This window comes from Streptomyces sp. DvalAA-43, assembly GCF_900091725.1.
Classification (GTDB): domain Bacteria; phylum Actinomycetota; class Actinomycetes; order Streptomycetales; family Streptomycetaceae; genus Streptomyces; species Streptomyces pulveraceus.
On sequence record NZ_FMBW01000054.1, the window covers coordinates 62,661 to 87,592 of the forward strand.

General features: G+C 70.5%; 20 protein-coding genes and 1 pseudogene. 7 read left to right on the top strand and 14 right to left on the bottom strand.

Features of this window, described 5'->3' with window-relative positions:
- Positions 1-10 precede the first annotated feature (10 nt).
- The 3 genes from GA0115234_RS22110 to GA0115234_RS22120 all read left to right on the top strand — a co-directional run bounded on the left by GA0115234_RS22110 (position 11) and on the right by GA0115234_RS22120 (position 3,847).
- Positions 11-967, top strand: coding sequence for a GNAT family N-acetyltransferase (locus GA0115234_RS22110; RefSeq protein WP_202554036.1), 957 nt, complete (start codon positions 11-13; stop codon positions 965-967).
- Positions 964-2,070, top strand: coding sequence for an o-succinylbenzoate synthase (gene menC, locus GA0115234_RS22115; protein WP_093544299.1), 1,107 nt, complete (start codon positions 964-966; stop codon positions 2,068-2,070). Before GA0115234_RS22110 ends, menC begins: the two co-directional genes overlap by 4 nt.
- 106 nt (positions 2,071-2,176) lie before the next feature.
- Positions 2,177-3,847, top strand: coding sequence for a PucR family transcriptional regulator (locus GA0115234_RS22120; RefSeq protein ID WP_161275633.1), 1,671 nt, complete (start codon positions 2,177-2,179; stop codon positions 3,845-3,847).
- A 22-nt stretch (positions 3,848-3,869) separates the two neighbouring features.
- On the opposite strand, the gene GA0115234_RS22125 is transcribed toward GA0115234_RS22120, so the two are convergent.
- The 8 genes from GA0115234_RS22125 to GA0115234_RS22160 all read right to left on the bottom strand — a co-directional run bounded on the left by GA0115234_RS22125 (position 3,870) and on the right by GA0115234_RS22160 (position 15,835).
- A complete protein-coding gene (locus GA0115234_RS22125) occupies positions 3,870-5,960 on the bottom strand; it encodes a prolyl oligopeptidase family serine peptidase (RefSeq protein ID WP_202554037.1) in 2,091 nt (696 codons plus the stop codon).
- Positions 5,957-7,243: an erythromycin esterase family protein gene (locus GA0115234_RS22130; RefSeq protein ID WP_093544302.1), complete on the bottom strand. Its 1,287-nt coding sequence runs from the start codon at positions 7,241-7,243 to the stop codon at positions 5,957-5,959. The genes GA0115234_RS22125 and GA0115234_RS22130 overlap by 4 nt, the downstream gene beginning before the upstream one ends.
- A 30-nt stretch (positions 7,244-7,273) precedes the next feature.
- The gene (locus GA0115234_RS22135; RefSeq protein ID WP_161275634.1) at positions 7,274-9,133 is read right to left on the bottom strand and encodes an ABC transporter substrate-binding protein; all 1,860 of its coding nucleotides are present in this window, start codon (positions 9,131-9,133) and stop codon (positions 7,274-7,276) included.
- Positions 9,134-9,197: 64 nt separating this feature from the next.
- Entirely contained in the window at positions 9,198-10,133 is a 936-nt protein-coding gene (locus tag GA0115234_RS22140) for an ABC transporter permease (protein ID WP_093544308.1), read from the bottom strand.
- Positions 10,130-11,080 carry an ABC transporter permease gene (locus GA0115234_RS22145; RefSeq protein ID WP_093544311.1) on the bottom strand — a complete coding sequence of 317 codons (951 nt, stop codon included), beginning with the start codon at positions 11,078-11,080 and terminating at the stop codon, positions 10,130-10,132. Before GA0115234_RS22145 ends, GA0115234_RS22140 begins: the two co-directional genes overlap by 4 nt.
- Positions 11,081-11,147: 67 nt before the next feature.
- Positions 11,148-13,277, bottom strand: coding sequence for a dipeptide ABC transporter ATP-binding protein (locus GA0115234_RS22150; protein WP_237541601.1), 2,130 nt, complete (start codon positions 13,275-13,277; stop codon positions 11,148-11,150).
- Positions 13,278-13,385: 108 nt separating this feature from the next.
- Positions 13,386-14,423, bottom strand: a complete 1,038-nt coding sequence (locus tag GA0115234_RS22155) for a dipeptidase (RefSeq protein ID WP_093544314.1) — start codon at positions 14,421-14,423, stop codon at positions 13,386-13,388.
- On the bottom strand, positions 14,420-15,835 hold the full coding sequence (locus tag GA0115234_RS22160) for a serine hydrolase domain-containing protein (RefSeq protein ID WP_256088765.1): 1,416 nt from the start codon (positions 15,833-15,835) through the stop codon (positions 14,420-14,422). Before GA0115234_RS22160 ends, GA0115234_RS22155 begins: the two co-directional genes overlap by 4 nt.
- Before the next feature lie 293 nt (positions 15,836-16,128).
- On the opposite strand from GA0115234_RS22160, the gene GA0115234_RS22165 reads away from it, so the two are divergent.
- The 3 genes from GA0115234_RS22165 to GA0115234_RS22175 all read left to right on the top strand — a co-directional run bounded on the left by GA0115234_RS22165 (position 16,129) and on the right by GA0115234_RS22175 (position 18,219).
- The gene (locus tag GA0115234_RS22165) at positions 16,129-16,320 is read left to right on the top strand and encodes a hypothetical protein (protein WP_093544317.1); all 192 of its coding nucleotides are present in this window, start codon (positions 16,129-16,131) and stop codon (positions 16,318-16,320) included.
- A gap of 101 nt (positions 16,321-16,421) precedes the next feature.
- Positions 16,422-17,282, top strand: coding sequence for a JmjC domain-containing protein (locus tag GA0115234_RS22170; RefSeq protein WP_161275635.1), 861 nt, complete (start codon positions 16,422-16,424; stop codon positions 17,280-17,282).
- Between the two features lie 130 nt (positions 17,283-17,412).
- A complete protein-coding gene (locus GA0115234_RS22175; protein WP_161275636.1) occupies positions 17,413-18,219 on the top strand; it encodes a JmjC domain-containing protein in 807 nt (268 codons plus the stop codon).
- A gap of 51 nt (positions 18,220-18,270) precedes the next feature.
- On the opposite strand, the pseudogene GA0115234_RS44375 reads toward GA0115234_RS22175, so the two are convergent.
- A pseudogene (locus GA0115234_RS44375) lies at positions 18,271-18,528 on the bottom strand (hypothetical protein); the annotation flags it as partial.
- A gap of 95 nt (positions 18,529-18,623) precedes the next feature.
- Between GA0115234_RS44375 and GA0115234_RS22185 the strand changes: the two are divergent.
- A complete protein-coding gene (locus GA0115234_RS22185) occupies positions 18,624-19,457 on the top strand; it encodes a PIG-L family deacetylase (protein WP_093544325.1) in 834 nt (277 codons plus the stop codon).
- Positions 19,458-19,550: 93 nt separating this feature from the next.
- Here GA0115234_RS22185 and GA0115234_RS22190 read toward each other — a convergent pair whose 3' ends face one another.
- Genes GA0115234_RS22190 through GA0115234_RS22210 form a run of 5 tightly spaced genes read right to left on the bottom strand, consistent with a single transcriptional unit; the run spans position 19,551 to position 24,856 of the window.
- Positions 19,551-20,408, bottom strand: coding sequence for an ABC transporter ATP-binding protein (locus GA0115234_RS22190; protein ID WP_093544328.1), 858 nt, complete (start codon positions 20,406-20,408; stop codon positions 19,551-19,553).
- Positions 20,405-21,409: an ABC transporter ATP-binding protein gene (locus GA0115234_RS22195; RefSeq protein ID WP_093544331.1), complete on the bottom strand. Its 1,005-nt coding sequence runs from the start codon at positions 21,407-21,409 to the stop codon at positions 20,405-20,407. Before GA0115234_RS22195 ends, GA0115234_RS22190 begins: the two co-directional genes overlap by 4 nt.
- Positions 21,409-22,272, bottom strand: coding sequence for an ABC transporter permease (locus GA0115234_RS22200; RefSeq protein ID WP_093544334.1), 864 nt, complete (start codon positions 22,270-22,272; stop codon positions 21,409-21,411). Before GA0115234_RS22200 ends, GA0115234_RS22195 begins: the two co-directional genes overlap by 1 nt.
- The gene (locus GA0115234_RS22205) at positions 22,269-23,237 is read right to left on the bottom strand and encodes an ABC transporter permease (RefSeq protein ID WP_256088766.1); all 969 of its coding nucleotides are present in this window, start codon (positions 23,235-23,237) and stop codon (positions 22,269-22,271) included. Before GA0115234_RS22205 ends, GA0115234_RS22200 begins: the two co-directional genes overlap by 4 nt.
- Positions 23,234-24,856, bottom strand: coding sequence for an ABC transporter substrate-binding protein (locus GA0115234_RS22210; RefSeq protein ID WP_256088767.1), 1,623 nt, complete (start codon positions 24,854-24,856; stop codon positions 23,234-23,236). Before GA0115234_RS22210 ends, GA0115234_RS22205 begins: the two co-directional genes overlap by 4 nt.
- Positions 24,857-24,932: the final 76 nt, after the last annotated feature.

The window sequence follows — 24,932 nt, forward strand, 5'->3', positions numbered from 1 at the left end:
CATGACCTGCGTGACCGATCTCCTGCGCGACCGCACCGAATCCCCGCCCGTCGACGCGGCGTACGCCGCGGCCGAGACCGCCGCGCGCGTCGCGGGCATCGACATCCGTTCCCTGGACAGCGTCAGTGAGCTCGAAGCCGTTCGGCGCCTGTACGAGCAGATCTGGCGCACCGGCGAGAACAGTCCGGTGGTGACCGCCGACCTGCTGCGTGCGCTGGCGAAGGCGGGCAGTTACGTCAGCGGCGCCTTCGCGGGGGACGAACTGGTCGGCTCCTGCTTCGGGTTCTTCTCCCCGCCGGCGCGCGCGGCCCTGCACAGCCACATCGCGGGGGTCCTGCCCCACGTGCGCCGGCGCAACGTCGGCTTCGCCCTGAAACTGCACCAGCGGGCCTGGACGCTGGCGCGGGGTGTGGACGAGATCTGCTGGACGTACGACCCCTTGGTACGCCGCAACGCGTACTTCAACATCGCCAAGCTCGCTGCCGAGCCTGCCGAGTACCTGCCGGACTTCTACGGCCCCATCGACGACGGGATCAACCGCAGCGACGACAGCGACCGCATTCTGGTGCGGTGGCGTCTGGAGTCCCCGGACACCGAGTGGGTCTGCGCCGGGCGGCCCAGACGGGCCGACGCGGACGTCGCCCGGTCGCGCGGAGCGACCGTCGCCCTCGGAGTCTCCGCCACGGGCGCGCCGTCGCTCGGACGCACGGGCGGCAACGCACGCACCGTACTGGTGGCCGTACCCGAGGACATCGAGGCACTGCGCGAGAGCGACCCGGCGTGCGCCGTGAGCTGGCGCACGGCGGTACGGGACGTGCTGGGCGGGCTGCTCGCCGACGGCGCGCGGGTACGCGGCTTCGACCCGGCGGGCTGGTACGTCGTGGACCGCGGAAGCCCGACGCAGGTCACCGGCGGCACGCACCGGCACGGAACACACCACGACGAAGCGCCACAGGAGACAGCGTGAAGGTCACCGGAGTCGAACTGCGCACCATCAAGGCACCCCTCGTATCCCCGTTCCGTACCTCGTTCGGCACCGAGACCGTGCGGGAGGCCCTCCTGGTGCGCGTCGTCACCGACGAGGCCGAGGGCTGGGGCGAGTGCGGCGCGGGCACCGCTCCTCAGTACTCCTCGCAGTACACGCACGCCGCCGCGGACGTGCTCGGCCGCTTCCTGATCCCGGCGCTCGCCGGGGTGGCCGACCTCGACGCCCACCGGGTCGCCCCGGCTCTGGCCGCGTTCAAGGGGCACCGCATGGCCAAGGCCGCCCTGGAGACGGCGGTGCTGGACGCGGACCTCCGGGCCCGGGGAGTGCCCCTCGCACACGCCCTCGGCGCGGTCCGCGACAGAGTTCCGTGCGGGGTGTCGGTGGGGATCACGGAATCGATCCCCGCGCTCCTCGACGCCGTCGCCGGCTATCTGGACGCCGGCTATCTGCGGATCAAGCTGAAGATCGAGCCCGGCTGGGACATCGAGCCGGTGCGCGCCGTCCGCGAACGGTTCGGCGACATACCGCTGCAGGTGGACGCCAACGCCGCCTATCGCCGCGGCGACGCCCGCCACCTGGCCCGGCTCGACCCGTTCGCCCTGTTGATGCTGGAGCAGCCTCTGGCGGAGGACGACCTCCTCGGTCACGCGGAACTCGCGAAGCGCGTCACCACCCCGATCTGCCTCGACGAGTCGATCGTCTCCGCCCGCGCCGCCGCCGATGCGCTCGTGCTCGGTGCCTGCCACGTGGTCAACATCAAGCCGGGCCGCGTCGGCGGCTATCTGGAGGCGCGGCGGATCCACGACGTCTGCGTGGCGCACGGCGTCCCCGTCTGGTGCGGCGGCATGCTGGAGACGGGACTGGGCCGCGCCGCCAACGTGGCGCTCGCCGCACTGCCCGGGTTCGTGCTGCCGGGCGACACCTCGGCCTCCGACCGCTACTACCGGACCGACATCACCGCACCGTTCCACCTCGTGGACGGACATCTCGCTGTCCCGACCGGGCCGGGCCTCGGCGTCACCCCCGTCCCGGAGATTCTGGACGAGGTGACGGACTCGACGACCTGGGTGCCCGTCCCCTGAGGCCCTCACCGCACCGGCCCGTTCGTCCGTGTGGACGAACGGGCTGGCATCATTACGTCATGCGCGACCAACTCCGATGCCGGTGGGCCGGGCTAGTTTCGGCCCCGTGCTCATTCCCGTGACCAGCCTTCCGCGAGCAAGCCTCGCGCGTGTCCTGGAGGAACTCGGCTCCACCCTGCTCGACGTGGTCTGCGGTGACGTGGAACGCGCCGACGGCATCGGCGGCGTCGTCATCCACGACCCGCTCGACGAGCCTGAACTCCCGGACAACGCACTCGTACTGGGCGTGGCCCTGCACGACCTCTCCGACATCGCCCGAGTCGTCACCCGCCTGGGGCAGCGCGCCGCCGCCGCCCTGGTGGTCCGCGCGCCCGTCACCGCCGACGAGGCGCTGATCGATGCGGCCGAGGCGTCGGGCGTGGCCGTGCTCTCCTTCGCCCGCGGCGCCTCCTGGACGCACCTGGCCGGGATGCTCCGGACACTGACGACCGACAACAACCGACATGACATGGACGGTCACACGACCGACCGGATCGAGTCCGGGGATCTCTTCGCGGTCGCCAACGCGATTGCCGCGCTGTTGGACGCGCCCGTCACCATCGAGGACCGCAACTCGCGCCTGCTGGCCTTCTCCAGCCGGCAGGAGGACATCGACACCTCGCGGGTCCAGACGATCCTGGGCCGACAGGTCCCCGAGCACTACACGCGCATCCTTGAGGAACGCGGGGTGTTCCAGGCGATCTACCGCAGCGACCGCCCCGTCTTCGTCGCGTCCCTCCCGGAGTCGGCCGACAGGACACAGCCGCCCGAACTGCCGCGCGCGGCGATCGCCGTGCGCGCCGGGGACGAGATCCTCGGCGCGATCTGGGTGGTCGTCGCCGAGCCGCTGAGCGAGGACCGCAGCGACGTGCTCTACGAAGCGTCCAAGCTGGTCGCGATGCACATGGTGTGGCAGCGCGCGGACGCGGACATGGAACGGCGGCAGCGCGCGGAGCTGCTGGCCACCGCGCTGGAGAGCGGCTCCGGCTCACCCGAGGCGATCCGCCGCCTCGGTCTGAAGGACGAGCCCGCCGTCGTTCTCGCACTCACCGTCGTCGACGCGGCGAACGAACACCGGCTGCCCGCCCGTACCGCCACCGAACGCAAACGCCTCACCGACGCGTTCGCCATGCATCTGGCCGCGGTGCACCCACGCGCCACCGCCGCGCTGATCGGCGACATCGCGTACGGCATCCTGCCCCTGCTTCCGCAGGACCGGCACGACGCCGAGGAACGGGCGGCCCGCATCGCCACCGAGTTCCTGGCCCGCGTGGGCTCCCGGCTGCGCCCCGTGATCGGCGTGGGGCCGTACGCCGAGGACAACGCGGCGCTGGCCCGGTCGCGTACCGGAGCCGAACGGGCGTCGCGCGTCCTGCGGTCGGGAACCGCCGGTCAGCCGGTCGCCCGCCTGGACGACGTCCACATCGAGGCGCTGCTGCTGGAGCTCGCCGACCTCGTCCCGCGCGGGGACCTGCCCAGCGGCGTCGTCGCACGCGTCATCGCCTACGACGAGACCCACGCGACCAACCTGGCCGAGACGCTGCGGAGTTGGCTCGACGCCTTCGGCGATGTCGCCACGGCCGCCGCCTCGATGTTCGTGCACCCCAACACGTTCCGCTACCGGCTCCGGCGCGCGGCGGAGGTCGGCCGGATCGACCTCGATGATCCGTCCGCACGGCTCTCGGCCATGCTGCAGCTGCACCTGATGTCGCTGAGGTCCGCCCCGGACGGCGGTTGAGCGGACAGGCCGTCCCGCCCGCTCAACCGGAAGCCTCCTGAGGGCCCAGACCGAGTGTCCTGATCAGAAAGGCCAGCCACTCGGCGTCCTGTGCGGTCGCGACCTCGTACGACGTCGCCGCGCCGTGCCCGGCGTTGTCGAAGACGTGCAGGAGGATCGGCGCGTCCCCCTCCTGTGCCGCCTGGAGGCGGGCGGCGAACTTGCGCGCATGCCAGGGAGGACACCGCGGATCGGTCGCCCCGGCCTGAAGATAGACCGCCGGGAAGACGCCGGGCCCGATCAACTGGTAGGGCGAGAGCCGCAGCAGCCGCCGTACTTCCGCAGGATCGTCCGGATCCGCCCACGCCTTGCGGATGACGAAGTCCAGATAGGGATCGCGGGTGCCCCCGATGAGGTCGAGGAGCGGCGCCATCGGCAGCACGGCACACCACAGCTCGGGGCGCGTCGTGAGGGCGATCCCGCACATGAGACCACCGTCGGAGCCACCGGTCAGCGCGAGCCGCCCGGGTGTGGTGAGCCCGGTGGTGACGAGGTGCTCGGCGACGGCGACGAGGTCGCGGTCGCGCACGTGTTTGCGTTCCCGGTGCGCGGCCAGGTACCAGTCGCGGCCGAACTCGCCGCCCCCGCGCAGATGCGCCTGTACGAGCACGCCACCGGCCGCGACGAAGGCGGCCATCTCCGGCCGGTACTGCGGCAGCAGAGGCACGTTCGCCGCTCCGTACGCGGAGATCAGCGTGGGCGCGGGCCGCGTCGGGTCGCTCCCCGCCGGTCGCACCACGTGGTAAGGGATCTCCACGCCGTCGGGTGCGACGGCCCGCTCGAACGCCACGTCGGCGTCGAGGGTGACCGCCGGGGCGGACAGCGTCTCGATGTCCGCCTCTCCCGGACGGTGCCGATAGACGCCCCAGGAGCTGGTCGGGGTGGAGAAGGCGAAGACGAAGTCGTCCGGAGGAGAGCCCACGGCCAGGCCGGTCAGGGCGAAGAACGGTGCGGAGAGTGCCCCCTGCCCGGGGAGCGGAACCTCCCCGGTGACGGCGCCGGAGCGGTCGAGGACCCGTACCCGGGCACACGTCCGGTCGAACTCACTGAGGTACAGATGGTCACCGACCGGGGACAAGGACCGCAGCACCGTCTCGCCCTCTGGCACCAACTCCGTCCACGAGGAAGGGTCGTTGGGCTCGGCGGCGTCCAGCGGGAGTGCGACGACGCGCCCGCGTGGTGCCGCCACGTCGGTCACCGCGAGGTAGCGGTCGCCGACGATGTGTCCGGCCACGGTCCCGGCGCAGTCGGTGACGAAGGGGCGCCAGGGGGCGGCGGGCCGGGACAGATCGCGTACGGCGACCGGGACGGGACTGCCCACCCGGTGACTCGCGACGGCCCAGCGGCCGTCGGCCGAGAACTGCACGAGTGTGTACTCCTGGGAGCCCTCCCCGACCGGGACCGGCTCCACCACGGTGCTGCCCGCGCTGTCCGGTGTGGCGAGCCGGTGACGGTACACGGCCTGCCGGAACTCGTGCGGCGAACCGGTCAGGGCGAGGAAGAGGAAGCCGCTGCTGTCGGGCAGCCACGACACGCCACCGGCCCACGCGCTGTGCAGGACCTGCCGCGGCGCCCCGTCCAGTACCTGCCCCGAGTCCACCTCGATGAGCCGGACCGTGTTGTGCTCGCTGCCGTCGGTGCAGACGCCCAGGGCCAGGACGCGGCCGTTCGGCGACGGCGCGAGCCACGACAGGAACGCGGGGTTCCGCCCGTCGCCGAACGCGGTCAGGTCGACCACCGCCCGGCCCGCGCCGAACGGCCGGTCGGCGACGACCACACTGGGCGCCGCCGCACCGGGTGTGTGCACGGCGCGGAACCAGCGGCCCGCCGCGAACTTCGGCAGTGCCGGGCGGGACCCGGCGTCGTAGGTCTCGATCAGCTTCCGTACGGCCGCGGGGTCCTGTCCGTCGTAGGCGATCGAAGTGGCGAGCTCGGCCTGTCGGCGCTGCCACCGCCGTACCTCGTCGGTCTCCGGCTCCAGCCACCGGTACGGGTCCGGCACCCGGACGCCCGCGACGTCCTCGAAGGCGTCGACGGTCCGCGCGGGCGGATACGGCGGAGGGCTGATGTTCACTGTGGCTCCGACTCCTCGGTGTCCTGGAGACCATCGATGCCTCCGGGACGCATGGACTGATCTGCTGATGCATCTGCGTCCGGGTCCGCCTCGAAGCCCGCTCGCGCGGCCGCGGTGAACTCGGCACGCAGCCGTTCGAACGCCCCGGGGATCCTGTTCACCCGCCGGAAGTGGAGCAGCGCGTCGTAGGCGGCCGGGAAGTCGTCGACGGGGTCCAGCTCCCCGCCGGCAAGCGTCCCCTCGACACCGTCGAAGAAGCCGGCGGGCGCGCGGCGCGGATCGAGGAGGGCCACCTCCTGGCCGAGACGGTCGAGCCGCGATTCGACGGACTCCGGCGTCGGGGTCCGCGCCCCGAGCGTGACGTCGCAGTCGAACGGACGCGACGACCGCTGGGTGAAGGTGACTTCGGGCCCGGAGCCGTACGTCGTCCCGATGACGACGAGGTCCGCTCCCAGCTCGGCGGAGAGCAGACCGCCCAGGGTCGGCCGGCCGTGCAGCGGTGTACGGCGGACGTGTGCGTTGTGGGCGCTCACCACGACGCGCCGCTCCCGGCGCAGGATCCACTCCACACTGCGCGCCATGAACGCCTCCCGCGGATGGGGACCCTCCGGAGAGGTCCCGTCCTCGTCGGCCTCGGCGACGAAGGCCCGGAGCGAGGCCGCGCACCACAGGGCGATCTCGGAGTCCTCGTCGTCCTGGCCGCCGTGCCGGTGGGCGCACAGCGCGCGCTCGCCCAGTCCGCGAAGGCCTTCGAGCAGCCGGGCACGGTCCGAGGGGGACATCGCCGCGTAACGGACCGCCGCCTGCGACCGGTCGCCCAGATCGCTCAGCCGCCGCAACTCCTCGTCGCCCGGACGTGCGGGCAGCCGGTCGAGGCAGGCGCGGACCGCCGGGCCCGGCGAGGTGGACGAGCCGGGCAGGTCCATTCCGTAGAAGGAGACCTTCGGCGACCCGCCGGAGTTGCGCCGACGCATCCAGCGCAGTTGTCTCCGCATCGGCTCGCACTCGCCGAAGCGGTAGGTGATCCCGTCCCGGGCGACGGTCTCGACCCGTCCCGGCCCGCCGTCGATCCACTCGTCGACGGCCAGCCCCTCGGCGAATCCGGACTCCAGGACCAGCCCGGTGAACCCGCACTCCCGGACCAGGAACCGGAACAGCAGGTCCCTGAGCCCGTAGAACTCCGTGATGTTGTGCGCGCCCTCGCCGAGCGCCACCACCCGTGCTCCGCCGATCAGTCGACGCAGCGCGGCCATGTCCGCAGACGTGTCGTGGAACGTGTCCATGACGGTTCACCACCTTCCCGCGCGCGGCATTCAGCTGTGGAAGTACCAGAGTTCCGGTGTGTACAGGAAGCTGAGCAGTGAGCTGAACGACGACGGCGGCCCGGAGAGGTTCTTCTTCCACACGACAAGGGTGTGCGGAGTCGGGAAGTAGAGCACCGGCAGGTCCTTGCCGAGACGGCTCACCTCGGCCGACAGGGCCCTGGAATCCGCTCCGAAGGTCGACGCGTCGATCAGCTTGTCCGCCTCGGCGTCGCGGTACCCGCCGAGATTGAAGCTGCCTCCCGTGTTGAACACGGTGTTGCTGCTCGGGTATCCGGCCGCCAGGTACAGCGGTCCGTAGTCCTGTGCCGCCCACTTGTTCTTGTTGGCGGGCGCGAAGGAGTTGCCGTAGTTGGTGTACAGGTAGTTGAGCGACTTGCTCACGAGCGTGACCTTGAGGCCCAGCTTCTTGGCCTCCGACGCGAAGGCGGTGTCCCGGGCGGCGACGTACGCCGGGGTGTTCGCGGAGGCGAGGGTGAAGTCGACCGTCTGCCCGCGCGGGATGCCCGCCCCGCACTCGCCGGCCCCGGTGCCCGGGTGCCGGCAGCTGGTGGCGCCGCCCGGCTCGACCTTCCAGCCGTGGCCGGTGAGCAGGTTCTTGGCGGCGGCCGGGTCGTACGGGTAGGGCGCCCGGTCACCGAACGCGGGCGGATAGGGGGAGTCGTTGCCCGCGGTGGTGTAGTTGGGGGAGGCGGCACCGTTGTACACGCCCCGGCTCCTGATGTAGCCCTGCTGGTCGATCAGGTGTTGCAGGGCCTGGCGGAAGTACGGCTGCGCGATCACCTTGTCGAAGTGGTGGGCGGAGTTCTCGAAGTTCAGGACCAGCGGGTCGAACCGGGCGGGCGCCGGGGCGCCGTAGACGTGGTAGCCCTTCTTCTTCAGCGCGCTGATCTGCATGATGAAGCTGGAGTCCAGCGTTCCGACGGTCAGGTTGCCTGCCTTGAACTGGTTGAGGACCGCCGGGGCGGAGGTGAACGACTTGAAGTCGACCCGGTCGAGCCGTGAGCCCCCCGGGCCGCTGTAGGACGTGTTGGGGACCAGGGAGAACGAGCCGGTCGTGGGGTCGAAGCTCTTGAGACGGTACGGACCGTTGACCACCTGCCAGAGCGGGTTGTCGGCGAAGGTGGCCTGGGACTCCGACTGCTCGGTGAGGTAGGTGTAGATGGCCTTGGCGTTCCTCGGCTGCGTGTAGTCCAGGTGCGGCCCCGAGGTGCGGGCGATGTTCCACTCCTTGGAGGGCATCACGTACAGCAGGGTCAGCATCGACATCAGATAGGACGGGTTGTACGCGGTCGTGGACGTGAGGGTGAGCTCGTCCGGCGCGGTGGCCTTCGCGGTGATGCCGTCGGGAAACTGCCCCGGGGTGTAGAAGCTCCAGTTGGCCGGGCTCTCCTTGAGCGCGGCCTTCAGCAGGGCCAGGGAGAAGACGACGTCGTCGGCGGTGACCGGCCTGCCGTTGGACCATGAGTAGTGCTTCATCCTGATGCTCACGGTCTTGCGGTCGGTGCTGTAGCGGGGCGCCTCGGCCAGGCTCAGTGCGGCGTCCGCGATTCGGTCGCCCTCACCACTGGGGCGGTAGAGGGAGCGCCACAGGAGCCCGCGGGCGATGACGGAGCCGTTGGCGGACGCCGGGGGATACGGATAGATGTAGTTGGGGCTGAGCCCTGGAGTCAGCGCGATCGTGACCGTGCCGCCGTTCTTGGGCTTCCCGGACTCCTTCGGCAGGGTCTGGTATCCGCCCTGGAGGTCCTTGGCCAGGTCGCCGCCGGTGCACGCCGTGGCCAGTACGGCGAGCACGGCGGCGAGCACCGCGAAGCGGCGTCCTCGCGCCTTGCCGGGCACATGTGTCATGGATGGCTCCCTGCGAGGTGTGGTGGAAGAGAGGGTGGGGAGGTGACTGTCGTGGCGAGCGGCCTCAGCCGGCCCGGTGACCGAGCGCATCGCGGAACGCGTCCGCCAGCAGGTTGAGCCCCAGCACCGTGACGATGACGCAGATGCCGACGGGATACACCAGCCACCAGTAGTCGGCGGAGATGAACGTCGCGCCGTTGGCGAGCTGGCTGCCCCAGTCCGCGGTCGGGTACGTCAGGCCGAAGCCCAGGAAGCCCAGAGCGGCGACGACGAGGATCGCGTCGGCCACCTGGAAGGTGATGACGACGATGATCACGCTGAGCGCGTTCGGAATCAGGTGGGTGAGGATGAGCCGTGGGCGGGAGGCCCCCATCACCCGGGCCGCCAGTACGAACTCCCGTACCCGCAGGGTCAGGACCTCGCCGCGGACGAGCCGGGCGGAGACCAGCCAGGAGAACCCGCCGATGACCAGGCTCAGCGACACGGCGTTCGCGTGGAAGCGCACCGAGAGGATCAGGACGAAGAAGAGGAAGGGGACCGACAGCAGGGTGTCGACCACCCGCATCAGGAAGCCGTCGACGATCCCGCCGGCCAGTCCGGCGACGGCGCCGTAGACCGTGCCGATCGTGGTGGCGAACACCGCGGCGAGCAGCCCGATCTGCAAGGACACCCTGCCGCCCGCCATGAGGCGGCCGAGCACGTCGAACCCGTTGAGGTCCGTCCCGAGCGGATGCTCGGTGCTGGGCGGCAGGGCCGCGTTCACCAGATCCACGTCGGTCTGGTTGGTCCGGTAGAGGAGGGGGCCGAGGAAACAGAACGCGACGACGAGTATCAGAAGCAGCCCGCCGACGAGGCCCAGCGGATGCCGGCGCAGTGCGCGCAGCACCGTTTTCGGAGTGAACCGCTCGCGCACGTCGGTCGGTTCGGCCGGGTCGGCTGCTGACGGCACCGTGGCGCCCGCCTCCAGGGCCCTCGCCGTGTCCGTGTGTCGTGAGGTCATTTGTTCAACTCGATTCGGCTGTCGGCGGCGGCGACCGCGATATCGGCGACGAAGTTGCCGGCCACGGTGAGGGCGCCGCCGATCAGGGTGTAGGCGAGGAGCACCGGGTAGTCCTCGTGCTGCAGGCTGTTGAGGAACAGCAGGCCGAGGCCGGGGTAGTTGAAGAGCGACTCGACGATCAGGTTGCCTGCCAGGAGGCTGGGGATGAGCGTGCCGACCAGCGTGATCAGCGGCAGGCAGGCGTTGCGCAGCAGATGGCGGGTCAGGACGCTCCGCTCCGGAAGCCCTTTGGCCCGAGCGACCCGGATGTAGTCCTGGCCGAGCTGGTCGAGAGCCGACGAGCGCTGGTACTGGGAGAAGATCGCGACGCTGGTGACAGCGAGCGTGATGACGGGCAGGGCCATGGCGCGGGGATCGGTGAGGACCACCCACGCGGAGTGCGACTGGGACGCCTCGGCAGGGAAGAACGGCAGGGACTGGCTGAACACGGCGATCAGGATCAGGCCCAGCAGGAACGACGGAGTCGCGTAGAGCACATAGGAGGCCGCCGTGGCGGCGCGGTCGACGAGACTGTTGCGGCGGACCGCCTGGAGGATGCCGAGCGGTACGGCGATCAGCAGCGCGAGGATCAGACCGGCGAGCGACAGCATCGCGCTGCGGCCGGCGTTCTGCCGCAGTACCGTCCCCACGTTCTCGTTGAGCTTGTAGGACCTGCCCAGGTCACCGTGGGCGAGCTGGTCCAGATAGCCGAGGTACTGCACGACGAGCGGCCGGTCGAACCCGTGCTCCCGGTTGAAGTCGGCCACGGCCTGGGGGGACGCGCGCTGTCCCAGGACCACGCGGCCCGGGTCGTCCGAGACCACGTGCAGCAGGAAGAACACCAGCGCGGAGATGCCCAGCAGGACGAGGAAGGAGATCGCCAGCCGTCGGACCACGTACCAGCTCATGCCTGACCATCTCCTCTCCGGGAGATCCGTGGGGTCCCTGATATGCGGGGGAGCGGTGAGTGACGGGTCATCGTGCGGAGAGCTCCTCGGGCTGTGCGGCCGGCAGGCGCAGGGGGTGGTGACAGGCGGCCTTGTGCGTGCCGGTGAGGGTCACGAGGGCGGGCTCCGTCGCCGCGCACACCTCGGTGGCCAGCGGACATCGGGTGCGGAAGCGGCAGCCGCTGGGCGGATCGATGGGACTGGGCAGTTCGCCGCGCACGCGCGTACCCGACCGGGGTCGCGGCGCTGCGGGGTCCGCCTCGGGAACCGCCGCGAGCAGCCCCGCGGTGTACGGGTGCGCGGTGGACCCGTACACCTCCTCGGTGGTGCCGGTCTCCATCAACCTGCCCAGGTACATGACCCCGACGCGGTCGGCCAGGTACCGCACGACCGCGAGATCGTGGGAGATCACCACACTGCTCAGCTCGCGTTCACGCTGTACGCGGAGCATCAGATTGAGGATCTGGGAACGTATCGAGACGTCGAGCGCGCTGACCGGCTCGTCGGCGACCAGCACCTTCGGGTCCAGGGCCAGCGCGCGGGCCAGCCCCACCCGTTGGCGCTGTCCCCCGGAGAGTTCGTGGGGGTAGCGCTCCAGGACGCCCGACGGCAGTCCCACGTCCCCGAGGAGCTCGCGGGCCCGCGCGGTCCGGGCGGAGCGCGTGCCGATGCCCTGGATCGCCAGCGGCTCGCGCAGGATCGCGCCGACGCGCATGCGGGGGTCGAGAGAGGAGTTCGAGTCCTGGAACATCATCTGCAACTGGGAACGGCGCGGAGCGAGTTCGCGGGCACTCATCCCGGTCACCGAAGCGCCGTCGAAGACCACCTCGCCCGACGTGGGCCGGTTCAGGGCAACGAGCATGCGGCCCAGCGAGGACTTGCCGCACCCCGACTCCCCGACCAGGCCGAACGTCTCACCGGGCGCCACGTCGAAGCTCACTCCGGAGACCGCCTTGACCGTGCGGCGCCGCCCGAGGAGGCCCCGCCCGCCCACCGGGTACTCAAGCCTGAGATCGACGACCCGCAGCCGCGGTGTCGTCCCGCGTACGGCGGGGGTCTCGGGGGAGACGGCGGGCCGTGCGACGGCCGATGCCCCCGAGCAGGTACGGCCCGCTGCCGTGGCGACCGGGTGCCAGCACGTGTGGGTGTGCCCGTCCTCCTCCACCGAGAGCGGCGGCCGCTCCTCGTGACAGCGGTCCGTCGCGGCCGCGCAGCGCGGCGCGAAAGGACAGCCCGCGGGGGAGGCGGACAGATCCGGCGGTGTGCCGGGGATGCTGAAGAGCTGCTCGCGCCGGTCCTGGGTGAGCGAGGGGATCGAGGACAGCAGCGCATGGGTGTAGCGGTGCCTGGTATGGCTGAAAAGAGCTGGTGTCGGCCCGGTCTCGGCCACGCGTCCCGCGTACATCACGCCCACCCGGTCGGCGTGCCGGGCGATCACTCCCATGTCGTGGGTGATGAGGATCATCGACATGCCCAGCCGGGACCTGAGGTCGTCCAGGAGATCGAGGATCTCCGCCTGGATGGATACGTCGAGCGCGGTGGTCGGCTCGTCCGCGATGACGACCCGCGGTTCGCACGCCAGGGCCATCGCGATCATCACGCGTTGCCGCATGCCGCCCGAGAGCTGGTGCGGATGGTCGTCCAGCCGTTCGAGGGGTTTCGGTATCCCGACCAGGTCGAGCAGCTCCGCGGCACGTGCGCGCGCGGCCCGCTTCGACGCGCCCTGGTGCAACCGCACCGGTTCGGCGACCTGTTCGCCGACGCGGCGGGTCGGGTTCAAGGCCGTCATCGAATCCTGGAACACCATCGCGATGTCGTTGCCGCGCAGGGCCCGGTACCGGTCCGGGGGGAGTCCGACGAGCTCCGTACCGCCGAAGTCGATCGAGCCGCCGGTCACCCGGCCGCCGTCCGGCAGCATGCCCATCACGGCCAGGCCGGTCATGGACTTGCCGGATCCGGTCTCCCCGACGATCCCCAGGGTCTCCCCGCGATCGAGCGCCAGACCGACGCCCGAGACCGGGTGGACGATCCGGTCGCCCCGGCGGATCTCGACCGACAGATCGCGGATCGTCAGCACTCGGCTGCCGTCCACGGGCTCACGTGCGTTCTCAAAACCATCGCTCGCGCGCACGATATGGCTCTCCATCTCCTCGACCATCCGACGATTTTGAGCCACGTACGGCAGGCGTCGTTCGTCGGGTTCACTGAACATTCAGGTGTGCGTCGTTCCGATCGCACGAAGGGACGCCCGTGCCGTGCAGGGCGCTCAGTCGGCGGACGTGGACCGGCCCAGTCCGTTCCGCAGCAGGCGCCGTACGTTCTCCCCCAGGACCGCGACGATGTCGTGCTCCGGCCACCCCCGCTGTTGCAGCGCTTCGGTGACCAGCGGCAGCCCGGCCGGACCCTCGAGTCCGGGCAGATAGGCGTCGGCCGGCACTCCCTCGACGAGGGCCGTCTCGCAGCACGGGGGAGTGGTGTCGGCCAGCACTTCCTTGATGAAGTCGGGCCCCAGCCCGACGTGCTCGACGCCGGCCACCCCGGCGATGTGCTCGATGTGGTCGATCAGCCGGCCGATCGAGTAGTCGCTCTCGTGCAGGTACGGAGCGAAGAAGTTCACGCACACCACTCCGCCGCCCGCGGCGACGCCCCGGATCTGCTCGTCGTCAAGGTTGCGGTGGTGGTCGAAGAGCGCCCGTGCGCCGGAGTGCGTGGCGATCAACGGCCGTGAGGACAGCTCCAGGACGTGCTCGACCCCGGACGCGCCGAGATGACTGATGTCGTAGAGCATGCCGAGGCGCTCCATCTCGGCCAGCGCCGCGACCCCGGAACGGGTCAGCCGGCTGCCCGTCGCGTCCTCGCCGCTGCCGTCGGCCAGGGAGGTGCGACCGAAGTGGGCCAGGGACGCGATCCTGACCCCCAGCCGGAACAGGGTCTCCAGCAGTTCCACGTCCTCGCCCACGCCCGGTGCGCTCTCCAGCGCCAGCACCAGGGCGATCCGGCCCTCGGCCATCGTCCGGTCGATCTGGGCACCGTCCGTGCACAGCGTGACGGCATCGGCGTTGCCGGCCGCGAGCCGGTGCGCCGCCTCGATCATGCGCAGCGTGCGGCGAAGCGCCCCCTCCGGCCGGTACGGGTCTTCGACGAACACCGGCAGCGCCTGAAGGTTCACCCCGCCGGCCCGCAATTGCGGAAGCCAGCGCTCCCGGAAGAACTCCGCCCAGCGGTCCACCGGCCGGGCGACGACCGCACACAGCAGGTCGTTGTGCAGATCCGCCACAATCGCGCGTCGGTGCAACTCGTTCATCGCTGTGCCCGCCGCTCGGCCCGGCCGGTGTGCAGGTACAGCGCGTGTCCCTGCCCGTCGTCTCCGAGGAAGGCGAGTGGCGCGTGGACCCCGCGCTCCGGCTCGACCGGGATCAGGGTGTCACCGCGTCTGCCGACCAGCTCCGTGCGGTACGGCGCCTCGTCCAGTTCGGCGACGGCTCCCCGGGGAGTGCGCTCCAGCCACAGCCGCCCGGCGGCGTCCCGGCTCACCGTGGTCTCGGCGGTGCTCGACGTGTACGTACCGACGTACCGGGACGCCTCCGCGACGGGAGCGCCCGCCTCCGGCACCGGCGAGGCGGGCAGACCGACCCCGGCGAGTTCACCGAGGACCCGGCTCGCGATCTCCGTGTACACGCGCCGTGACAGGCCGCCGTTGGTGAGGATCGCCACCGCGATGTCCCGCTCCGGCACCAGGCGCAGGAACGCCGACTGACCGATGGTGTTCCCGTCGTGTCCGATGACCGTGCCGCCCGGCGACAGGTCGAAGAGCTCCCAGCCGAGCCCCCAGGCGGCGCCCTGGTCGATGTCGGGCAGTGTGACCTGCGGCCGCCGCATGGCCTGGACGGTTTCCGGGCCGAGCACGGTCACCCCGCCGGGGCCACGGCCTCCGGCGAGGTGCATCCGGGCGAAGGCCAGCAGATCGCGCGCACGCATCGCCAGCATCGATCCGGCCGGGGCGTTCGAGCGTGCCAGGGCCCACACCGGCGTCGGCTGGAGCGGCGCCCCCGGCACCGCCTCGATGTGACCCACTGCCGTGCGATGGACGATGGCCTCGTAGGGGTCGCTCGCGGTGTGACTCATGCCCAGCGGAGTGAACAGATGCCGCCGGGCGCAGACGTCGAACGGCTCCTCGCGCAGCACCTCGACGATCCGCCCGAGCACGCAGTAACCGGCGTTGTTGTACGAGAACATCGCGCCCGGCTCGAAGAGCTGCGGCACGTCCCGCAGGACGCCCACGTACTTCTCCAGGCAGTCGTCACCCTTGCCGGTGTCGGTGAAGATGTCCCCCTCGAAACCCGCGACATGACTCAGCAGATGCCGCGTGGTGATCCCTCGCGCCGCTTCCTCGTCGGCGATCCGGAACTCCGGCAGGACATCCCGTACGGGAGCGTCCAGATCGAGTCGTCCCTCCTCGGCCAGCTGCATGACCAGCGTCGCGGTCATCACCTTGGTGATCGACCCGATCTGGAAGAGCGAGTCCACCGTGGCGTCGACACCTGTGGCAGTGCTCAGCACACCGGCAGCGGACTCGACCCATTCGTCACCGGCCCGGACCGCCACGGCTGCCCCGGGCACCTGGCTCTCGACGAGCAGATCCGGCAACCGGCGGCGCAACCAGGCACCGACCTCCGCCAGCTTGTTCAGCTGCTCCGACCCGTCCAGCTTCTGCACGGCATCTCTCCCTGCTCGACTGCGCAGGAGCTTAGGACCTGCGGAAACCGCCCTCTTCGTCCACTCCCACCACATGCGGCCCGACCATTGGTGCGACTGGCCGAACCGGGCGGCCCACCGCTTCGACGGGCGGGGGAGCGGGCGTATCAGGGATCCGTAAGTGGCGTATGGAACGCGTCAGCGCCGCTTCTCCTGCGCACGCGGGCCGACGCAAGATCGTTCCCGGCCTCGGAACCGGGGTCGAGTGAACACCCGGGAGCGGTGGAAACCGTTGCCGGGGGAAGGAGTTGGCCATGTCGTATGCCCAGGCCGCAGAGCCGTCGAAGCGTGCGGAGATCTCCAAGCGTGCCGCACTGAGCGTGGCAGCGCTCGCCGTTGCCGGAGGGGCGTTCTTCGTGCCGTCCGTCGGGGACGCCGCCGCGTCCCCGACCTCGGACCAGAAGATCGAGGCCGGGTGCGGGGACTGCTACCCCGACGTCATGTGACCGGCTGACCGACGCGCACACCAGTGCGCGCAAGCGCGTCCAGGACCCGCCGGTGCTCACACCGGCGGGTCCGCTCGGAGAGGGACGGAACAATGGACTGGATGGAACGCTGCGTACCGGACGTGGAGCAGCTCCTGGGCACGTACTGGCGGAAGGAACCCGTGCTTCTGCGGCCGCAGGACCCGCCGTTGGAAGTGCTGACACTCTCGGACGTGGACGCGCTCCTCGACGCGGGGCTGCTGCGCGTTCCGTACGTCGGCCTGTACACCGCGCAGGGGAGCATCGCCGACGAGCGATTCTGCCCGACGCGCGTCATCACCGGGAGCCCTGCCCAGGGGTACGTCGACGCGGCGGCGGTGCGACGACTGATCGACGAGGAACGGGCGACCCTGCAGCTCCGATACGTCGACCAATGGCATCCCCCCGTACGTGACCTCACGAGGGATGTCGCCGAGCGACTCGGCCGGCTCGTCGAGGCGTTCTTCTTCCTGAGCCGTCCCGGTCGCCGGGGTCCGGTGCATCGGGACGACGGGGACCTGCTGGCCATCCAGCTCAGCGGTGCCAAGCACTGGCAGGTCTACGCAGGTCCGGCCGACGGCGACTGGGCGCCGGTCCGCGAGGAGAATCCGGGAGCGCCACTGCTGGACACGGTCCTTGAGACCGGTGACGTGCTGTACGTACCGAGAGGTTTCGCGCACACCGCCACGGCCGTGGGCGATGCCTCGTCGGCTCATCTGACCGTGGTGGTGAGGGAGGCCGGTACGGAGCATCTGCGCACCGCTCTGCTGACACGGATCGTCGACGGCCTGGCTCTGCCGGGCCGTCCGCTGGACGACGACGCCCTGCTGCGCACCGCGGCCGACCTCCTGGACCATCTCGGCACGCAACTCGACGCAGTCACCCCGGACGACGTCATCGGCCGGGCACGCCCGCGTGCGTACAGCAACCGTCAGACCGTCTGAGCACGCCGACGGCATGGAACGTGGAGAGGCAACGATGGACCCGCTTGCACGATATGTGGGCGACCAGCAGGCATTTCGTCACATTTTGTGGCGCCGTACACCCGCCGTACTGCACCCCCGCACACCCCCGATGGAGCTGCTGACGGTCGCCGAGCTGGACAGGATCCTGGGTGCGGGTCTCCTCACCACCCCGTACGCGACGCTCGTGCACGAGGATGGTCCGGTGCCGGAGGAGCGCTACTGTTCCCCCCGAGTCGTCCTGGGCGGGATCGACAACCGCTACGTGGATGCCGGGGCGGTGAACCGACTGATCGGCGAGGAGGGAGCCACACTCCTTCTGCGGTACGTCGACCAGTGGCACGCAGGTGTGCGGGAACTGGCCGATGAGCTCGCGGAGTGTCTTCAACGCCAGGTGGAGGCGTTCTTCTTCCTTACCCCGCCCGGGACGCAGGGCCGTCCGGTGCACCGCGACGACGCCGACGTGCTGGCCGTGCAGATACACGGCTCGAAGCGGTGGCGTGTGTATCCGGGACCGCCCGACGGGAACTGGCAGCCCGAGCGCGTGGACGGCGACCCGGGCGACCCACTGCTGGACGTGGTCCTGCGTCAGGGCGAAGTCCTCTACGTACCGAGGGGGTTCGCGCATGTGGCCGAAGCCACCGGGGGGAGCGCCTCCGCTCACCTCTCGTTCACGGTCCGCGAGGCAGGCTCCGTCCACTTGTACGCCGTTCTTGAGGCGCTTCTGCTGGACGGCGACGGACTGCCCGCCCGGCCCAACGATGACGCAGCGCTGACCGGGGCCGCGAACGGTCTCATCGCGCATTTTCGCCGTACGCTCGCCGGCCTCACGCCAGAAGAGTTGGTACATCTGGCCCGGGGCGCGATGCGCCGCGAAAAGCACACCACCGCGGGTTCTTTGAGCGCACTGCTGGGCTGACCCGGTGGTGAGGGCGGAGCCGTGTCGAGGTGATGGGCCTATGGGGCAGGTGTGGCGGCGGCTGCCCGTGACGGCGCGGCACAGCACGAGGAGAACGAGCGAACCGGCGAACCAGGTGGAGAGGTCGAAGAAGCCGTCGATGGAGTCGACGCCGAAGATGACCTCGCGCAGGCCGTGCCCGTACCTCGTACGCGTTGAAACTCCGACGCCCGGAAGACCAATGGGCTGCGCCGGGAACAGCCGGCCGGGCCGGTACGGTTGCACCGACCGAGGAACCGGCGCCGCACGGCCGGAGAACACGGAGACCACAGGGCCGGCCGCCCCATCAGGGTCCCGGACTCCGAGATCGCGGCGCGCCCGCCGAGCACTCGGACCTAGACGTATTTCTGCAGGAGGACTGTTCCATGACTGACCGGCCGTTGACGCTCATGACAGTGCACGCTCACCCCGACGACGAGGCCACCGGAACCGGCGGGGTCCTCGCGCGGTACGCGGCGGAAGGCATCCGCACCGTTCTCGTGACATGTACCGATGGCGGTTGCGGTGACGGAGCGGGAGGCGTCAAGCCGGGCGATCCCGGGCATGATCCGGCGGCCGTCGCCTTGATACGCCGCCACGAACTCAAGGCGAGCTGTGACGTCCTGAAGATCAGCGATCTGGAGATGCTGGACTATGCCGACTCAGGGATGACGGGCTGGCCGAGCAACGACGCCCCCGGATCCTTCTGGCAGACCCCCGTGGAGGAAGGCGCTGCCCGACTTGCGGAACTCATGCGGCACTACCGGCCCGATGTGGTCGTCACCTATGACGAGAACGGCTTCTACGGCCACCCCGACCACATCCAGGCCAACCGCATCACGATGGCGGCGCTGGAGATGACCGCGCTGACACCGAAGGTGTACTGGACGACGATGCCCCGTTCCATGATGCAGCGGTTCGGGGAGACCATGCGCGAGTTCCATGAGGACATGCCGGAGCCGGATCCTGCCGAGGCCGCCGCGATGGCCGAGATCGGCCTCCCCGACGATGAGATCACCACGTGGGTGGACACCACCGCGTTCAGCGGTCAGAAGTTCGATGCGCTGGCTGCGCACTCCAGTCAGGGCGAGAACATCTTCTTCCTCAAGATGGGCAAGGAGAGGTTCGGCGAGTTCATGGGCATGGAGACCTTCGTACGTGTCAAGGACGCCACCGGCGCGCCCGTACCCGAGAACGATCTCTTCGCCGGACTGCGCTGAACCCTTTCGTCGGCCCCGCCCGGCGGCCTGAGGGTGGGCTGCCGGGCCGGTGCCGGACGGGTGGAGCCGGGCGGGCGGGCCGTGGCGGCCCCGTCAGCCGGCGCCTTCTGCCGCCGGCGGATCCAGTTCCCTGCGCCGTCGGCTGATGGAGTCGGGGTCCCAGTCCGGCCGGGGAACGGATGCCAGCAGCAGCTGCGTGTACGGGTGTCCGGGGTCGGAGAGCAGCTCCGCGACGGGGCGGTGTTCCATGGTGCGGCCCCGGTACAGGACGAGCGCCTCGTCGCACACGTACCGCACGACGGCCAGGTCGTGGCTGACGAAGACCAGGCCGATGCCGGTGTCGCGGCGGATGTCCGACAGGAGGTTGAGCACCTGCGCCTGGACCGAGACATCGAGCGCGGACACCGCCTCGTCCAGTACGAGCACCGCGGGTTCGACCGCCAGCGCACGTGCGATGGCGGCGCGTTGACGCTGACCGCCGGAGAGTTCGCGCGGCAGGGCCGCCGCCTCCCGTTCCCCGAGGCCCACCTGGGCGAGGAGTTCCCGCATCCGGGCGGCCCGGGTGGCGGGGTCGGCGAGACCGTGCAGGCGCAGCGTTCCGTCGATGGTGGCGCCGATGGTGATCCTTGCGTCCAGCGAGAGGTACGGGTCCTGGAAGACGATCTGCACCGCCTTGGCACGGGCGAGCCGGGCCGCCCTGCCGCGTACGGTCGGGGCCAGTGGTTCACCCTGGACGAGGATCTGTCCGGCGTCGGGGCGTTCGAGGCCGATCAGCATCCGGGCCGTGGTCGTCTTGCCGGAGCCCGATTCCCCCACGATGCCCAGGGCACCGCCGGCCTGCAGTGAGAACGACAGACCGTCGACGGCGACGACCTCCGTCTTGCCGGTCCGGTAGGTCTTGCGCAGCCCACTGACCCGGAGCAGTGTGCGGGCGCTGTTCTCGACGGTCAACTGCCCTCCCTTGTAGCAGTGTTGTCCACGGAGGTGAGTGACTCCTCCGCGAGGTGGCAGGCGACCAGTGCCTCGCCGTGCCGCTCCAGCCGCGGCGCTGTCCGGTCGCAGACCCCGGGCCGGGCCAGGCGGCAGCGCGCCGCGAAGGAGCAGCCGGGCGCCGAGTCGAGCAGCCCCATCGGGGAACCCGGGATCGGGGTGAGCCGGACGGGCGGTCCGTCCGGGGCCTGGAGGGGCGGCGACGAGCCGAGCAGGCCCGCGGTGTAGGGGTGGCGGGGTGTCTCGAAGAGCTGTGCGGTGGGAGCGGTCTCGACGATCCGGCCGGCGTACATCACGTAGATGCGGTCGCAGGCCGCGGCCGCGAGTTCGATGTCGTGCGTGATGAGGAGCATGCCCAGGTCGCGTTCGCGCTGCAGCCGCCCGAGGATGGCCATGATCTCGGCCTGGGTGGAGACGTCGAGCGCGGTGGTCGGCTCGTCGCAGAGCAGCAGCCGGGGCCCGGCGGTGAGCGCTCCGGCGATCATGACGCGTTGCAGCATGCCGCCGGAGAGCTCGTACGGGTACTGGCGCAAGTGCCGTTCCGGGGCCGGGAGTCCGACCGCGGCGAGCAGTTCGGCGGCGCGGGCGTTGGCGCGGCCCTTGTCCCAGCCGTTGCTGACGCGCAGCGACTCGGTGAGGAAGTCGCCGATGCGGCGGACCGGGTTGATGCCTGCCCGTGGGTCCTGGAAGATCATCGACGCCGTGCCGGTACGGATCGACCGCAGGGCCGCCGGGTCGGCGCCCACCACCTCCGTTCCGTCGACGCGCACCTGGCCGTCGAGGTCGGCCCCGGTGGGGAACAGCCCGAGGGCCGACCGTGCGGTGACCGACTTCCCGGAACCGGATTCGCCCACCAGCGCGACGATCTCACCCGCCGACACGGTCAGGTCGATGCCGTCGAGTACCGGCCGGGCCGTGCCGGGCAGGGCGATGCTCAGGTTCTCGTACTCCAGCAGCGCCATCAGGTCTTCCTCCCTGCGAGCCGGTCGCCGACGTTCTCCCCGACGATGTTGAAGGCGACGACGACCACCACGACGGCGACGGCGGGCACGACCGCGGACAGCGGCTGGCCGCGCAGGACGGCGGCCTGGGACTGGTTGATCATGGCGCCCCAGTCCGGTGTCGGCGCCTGCACGCCCAGGCCCAGGAAGGACAGGGCGGCGAGGTCGAGCAGTGCGTAGCCGAAGTTGACGGTGGACTGGGCGAGCACGGTCGGGCCGATGTTCGGCAGCAGCCTGCGGACGGCGACGTACAGGGCGGAGTGCCCCTGCACACGGTAGGCCGCGATGTACGGCCTGGCCTGCTCCTGCATCGCGAGGCCGCGCACCAGGCGTGCGGTGTACGGCATGTAGGCCACGGACATGGCGATCACCGGCGCCGTCATCCCCTTGCCGAAGACCGCCACCGCGAGAATCGCGACGAGCAGCGCCGGGAAGGCGAAGACGACATCGAGCAGTCGCCCGATCACGGTGTCGGCCCAGCCGCCCCGCCACGCGGAGAACAGGCCGATGGCGATGCCGGCGACGGTCGATACCAGTACCACCAGCAGCGGTCCGACCAGACTCGTACGGCTTCCTTCGACCAGGGCCGAGAAGGTGTCGTGCCCGCCCTGGTCGGTGCCCAGCCAGTGGTCGGCGCTCGGGCCGACGAGCCCCGTGCCCAGCTCTCCGTACGTCGGGTCCTGCGGTGACAGCCACGGTGCGAACACCGCGACCAGCACGAACAGGACGAGAAGGCCCAGGCACAGGTTCTCCAGCCGGCTGCCCCCCAGGGAGCGCAGCCTGGCGGCCGGTCCGCGGGTCAGTCCCGCCATCGGGGCGCTCATCGTGCACTCCCCGCTGCCGCCACCCGCGGATCGATCAGCGGATGCACCAGGTCCACCAGGAAGTTGACCACGACGAACGCGGCAACCACGAGCAGCACGATCGCCTGCACCACCTGGAAGTCCATCTGGTTGACCGAGGTCACCAGCAGGGATCCCACGCCCGACATGCCGAACGCGGTCTCCACGATCGAGGTGCTCACCAGCATTCCGGAGATGAGGAGCGCGGAGACGGTGACGATCGGTCCGAGGGCGTTGCGCAGTACGTGCCGCCGGATCACGGTCCATCGCGGGGTGCCGCGGCTCACCGCGACCTCGACGTGCTCACGGCCCAGTTCCTCCAGCATCGACGAGCGGGTCACCCGGGTGACCATCGCCATGAACGTGACGGACAGGGCGATCGCCGGCAGTACGACGTGGTGGAGCCGGTCGAGAACGCCGGTGCCGTTGCCGATGGTCGGGAACCAGCCCAGCTTCACGCCGAACAGGGACCGCAGCAGCAGTGCGGCGACGAAGGCGGGGGCCGCCGCCCCCACCGTCACCAGCAGCATCAGCATCGAGTCGGTGCGGGTGCCGCGGCGCAGCGCGCCGACGATGCCGGCCGCGACACCGACCACCGCGATCAGCAGGGCGGAGGCGGCGATCAGCAGCAGGGTGGACGGCAGCCGCGACCAGATGACCGAGCCGACGTCCTGGTGGAAGACGTAGGAGCGGCCGAAGTCGCCGTGCAGTACGCCGCCCAGCCAGTCCCAGTACCGGACGAAGAACGGCTCGTCGAAGCCGTACCGGTGGCGGATCTGGGCGAGTTCGTCGGGGCCGGCGCTGCGCCCGCGCACCAGGAAGCTCGCCGGGTCGCCGGGCGCCAGGTACAGCGAGGAGAACACCAGGAAGGAGGTGACCAGCAAGGTCGCCGCCATCCCGGCCAGGCGGCTCAGGACCCCGAGCGCCCGGGTGGTAGTACGGCTCACTTCTTGGCCCCGATCTCGGCGGCCCACGGGTAGTAGAGGTAGGCGACCGACGGCTGGACGCCGGTGATCCGGTTGCCGAGGAAGACGCTCGTGGGCTGCGTGTACAGGGGCAGCCAGGGCAGTTCCCGCAGGGCGATCTTCTGCGCCTTCGCGCTCGCCGCGGCCCGCGCGGCCGGGTCGTAGGTGCCTGCGGCGTCCTCTACCGCCCGGTCGAACTCCTTGTTCGACCAGCCGCCGTAGTTGGTGAACATGCCGGTCTCCAGGGAGCCGTACACATCCAGCGGGTCGGTGATCGACGTGTACCAGAAGGTCAGGAAGAGGTCGATTCCCTTGCGGGCGGCGGCGTCGGTGAAGAGCGTCGAGTACTTTTCCGGCGACAGCGTCTCGATCCTGGGGTCGAGGCCGATGGCCTTGGCGGCCTGCTCGACGGCCTGCGCGACGATCGTGGTCTGCGAGTCGAGGGGGCTGGTCGCGATGACGATCCGCTCCCCCTTCACCCCGGCCTTCTCCGCGATCTTCTTGGCCTTCGCCGGGTCGTACGGGTAGTGCGGCGTGTCCTCGATGATGGCCTTGCGGTCCGCGGGGGGCGCCTGGTTCCACATGTTGTCGGTGACGAGGGAGTCGGCGACCTCGCCCATCCCGCCGACGCCGGCCTTGACGATGCCCTTGCGGTCGATGGCCATGAGCAGGGCCTTGCGCACCTCGGTGTCACCGAGCGGGCCCTTGAGGTCGCCTACGATCTCCTCGGCGACGGTGCTGTTGACGCCGTAGTAGAGCTTGCCGGCCGTGGACGAGCCGAGCTGGTCGTAGGCATCGGCCGGGACCATCCAGCCCCCGTCCACCTCACCGCTCTGGAAGGCGTTGACGCGGGTCGTCGCATCGCTCAGGAACACGAACTTCACCTGGCCCGCCCTGGGCTTCAGCTCGGTGTTCCAGTAGCCGTCGAACTTCTTCAGGGTGAGCGACTGGCCCGAGGCCCAGGACCCGAACGAGAACGGGCCCGTGCAGTTCACCCCGCCCTTGGGACTGCCGTAGTCCTTGCCCGCCTTGGCGAGCGTCGCGGCCGACTCGATGGTTCCCGAGCTGGTGGCCATCTCCTGGTTGAAGACCGCGTCCGGCTTCGTCAGCTTGACGGTGACTTCCAGCGGCCCGGTCATGTCGATCGACTTCACGTTGCGGAACGTGTTCTCCCACGCGCTGCCCACGGCGGGGTCCATGTGGCGGCGCAGCGAGGCGACGACGTCCTTCGCGGTGAGGACGGTCCCGTCGTGGAAGCGCACGCCGGGACGGATCTTGTAGACCCAGGTGGTGGGGGTCGGATTGGTGAACGAGGACGCCAGGTTCGGCGACGTCGTCAGGTCCGGGTTCCAGCGCAGCAGGCTCTCGCAGACGTTGGCGAGGATCTGGTTCGGCGGGTAGTCGTAGGCATAGGCGTAGTCGAGCGATGAGGGCTCGGCGTAGATCGACCAGGTGAAGGAGTCGATGTCGCCCGCGGCGGCGGGCGTCTGCTTGGTCAGTTTGTACGACGTGCCGGCGTCGGCGTCCTTGTCCGGGTTCGCCGTGCCGCTGCACGCACTGGTGATGAGCACGGCGCTCGCCGCGAGGAGGGTCCCCGCCACGCGGCGCACCGCCCGCATCCGTGTCGGCCGTCTGGATCCTGCACTCTGCGTTGGCACTGTCTGTCTCCGTCCGGGG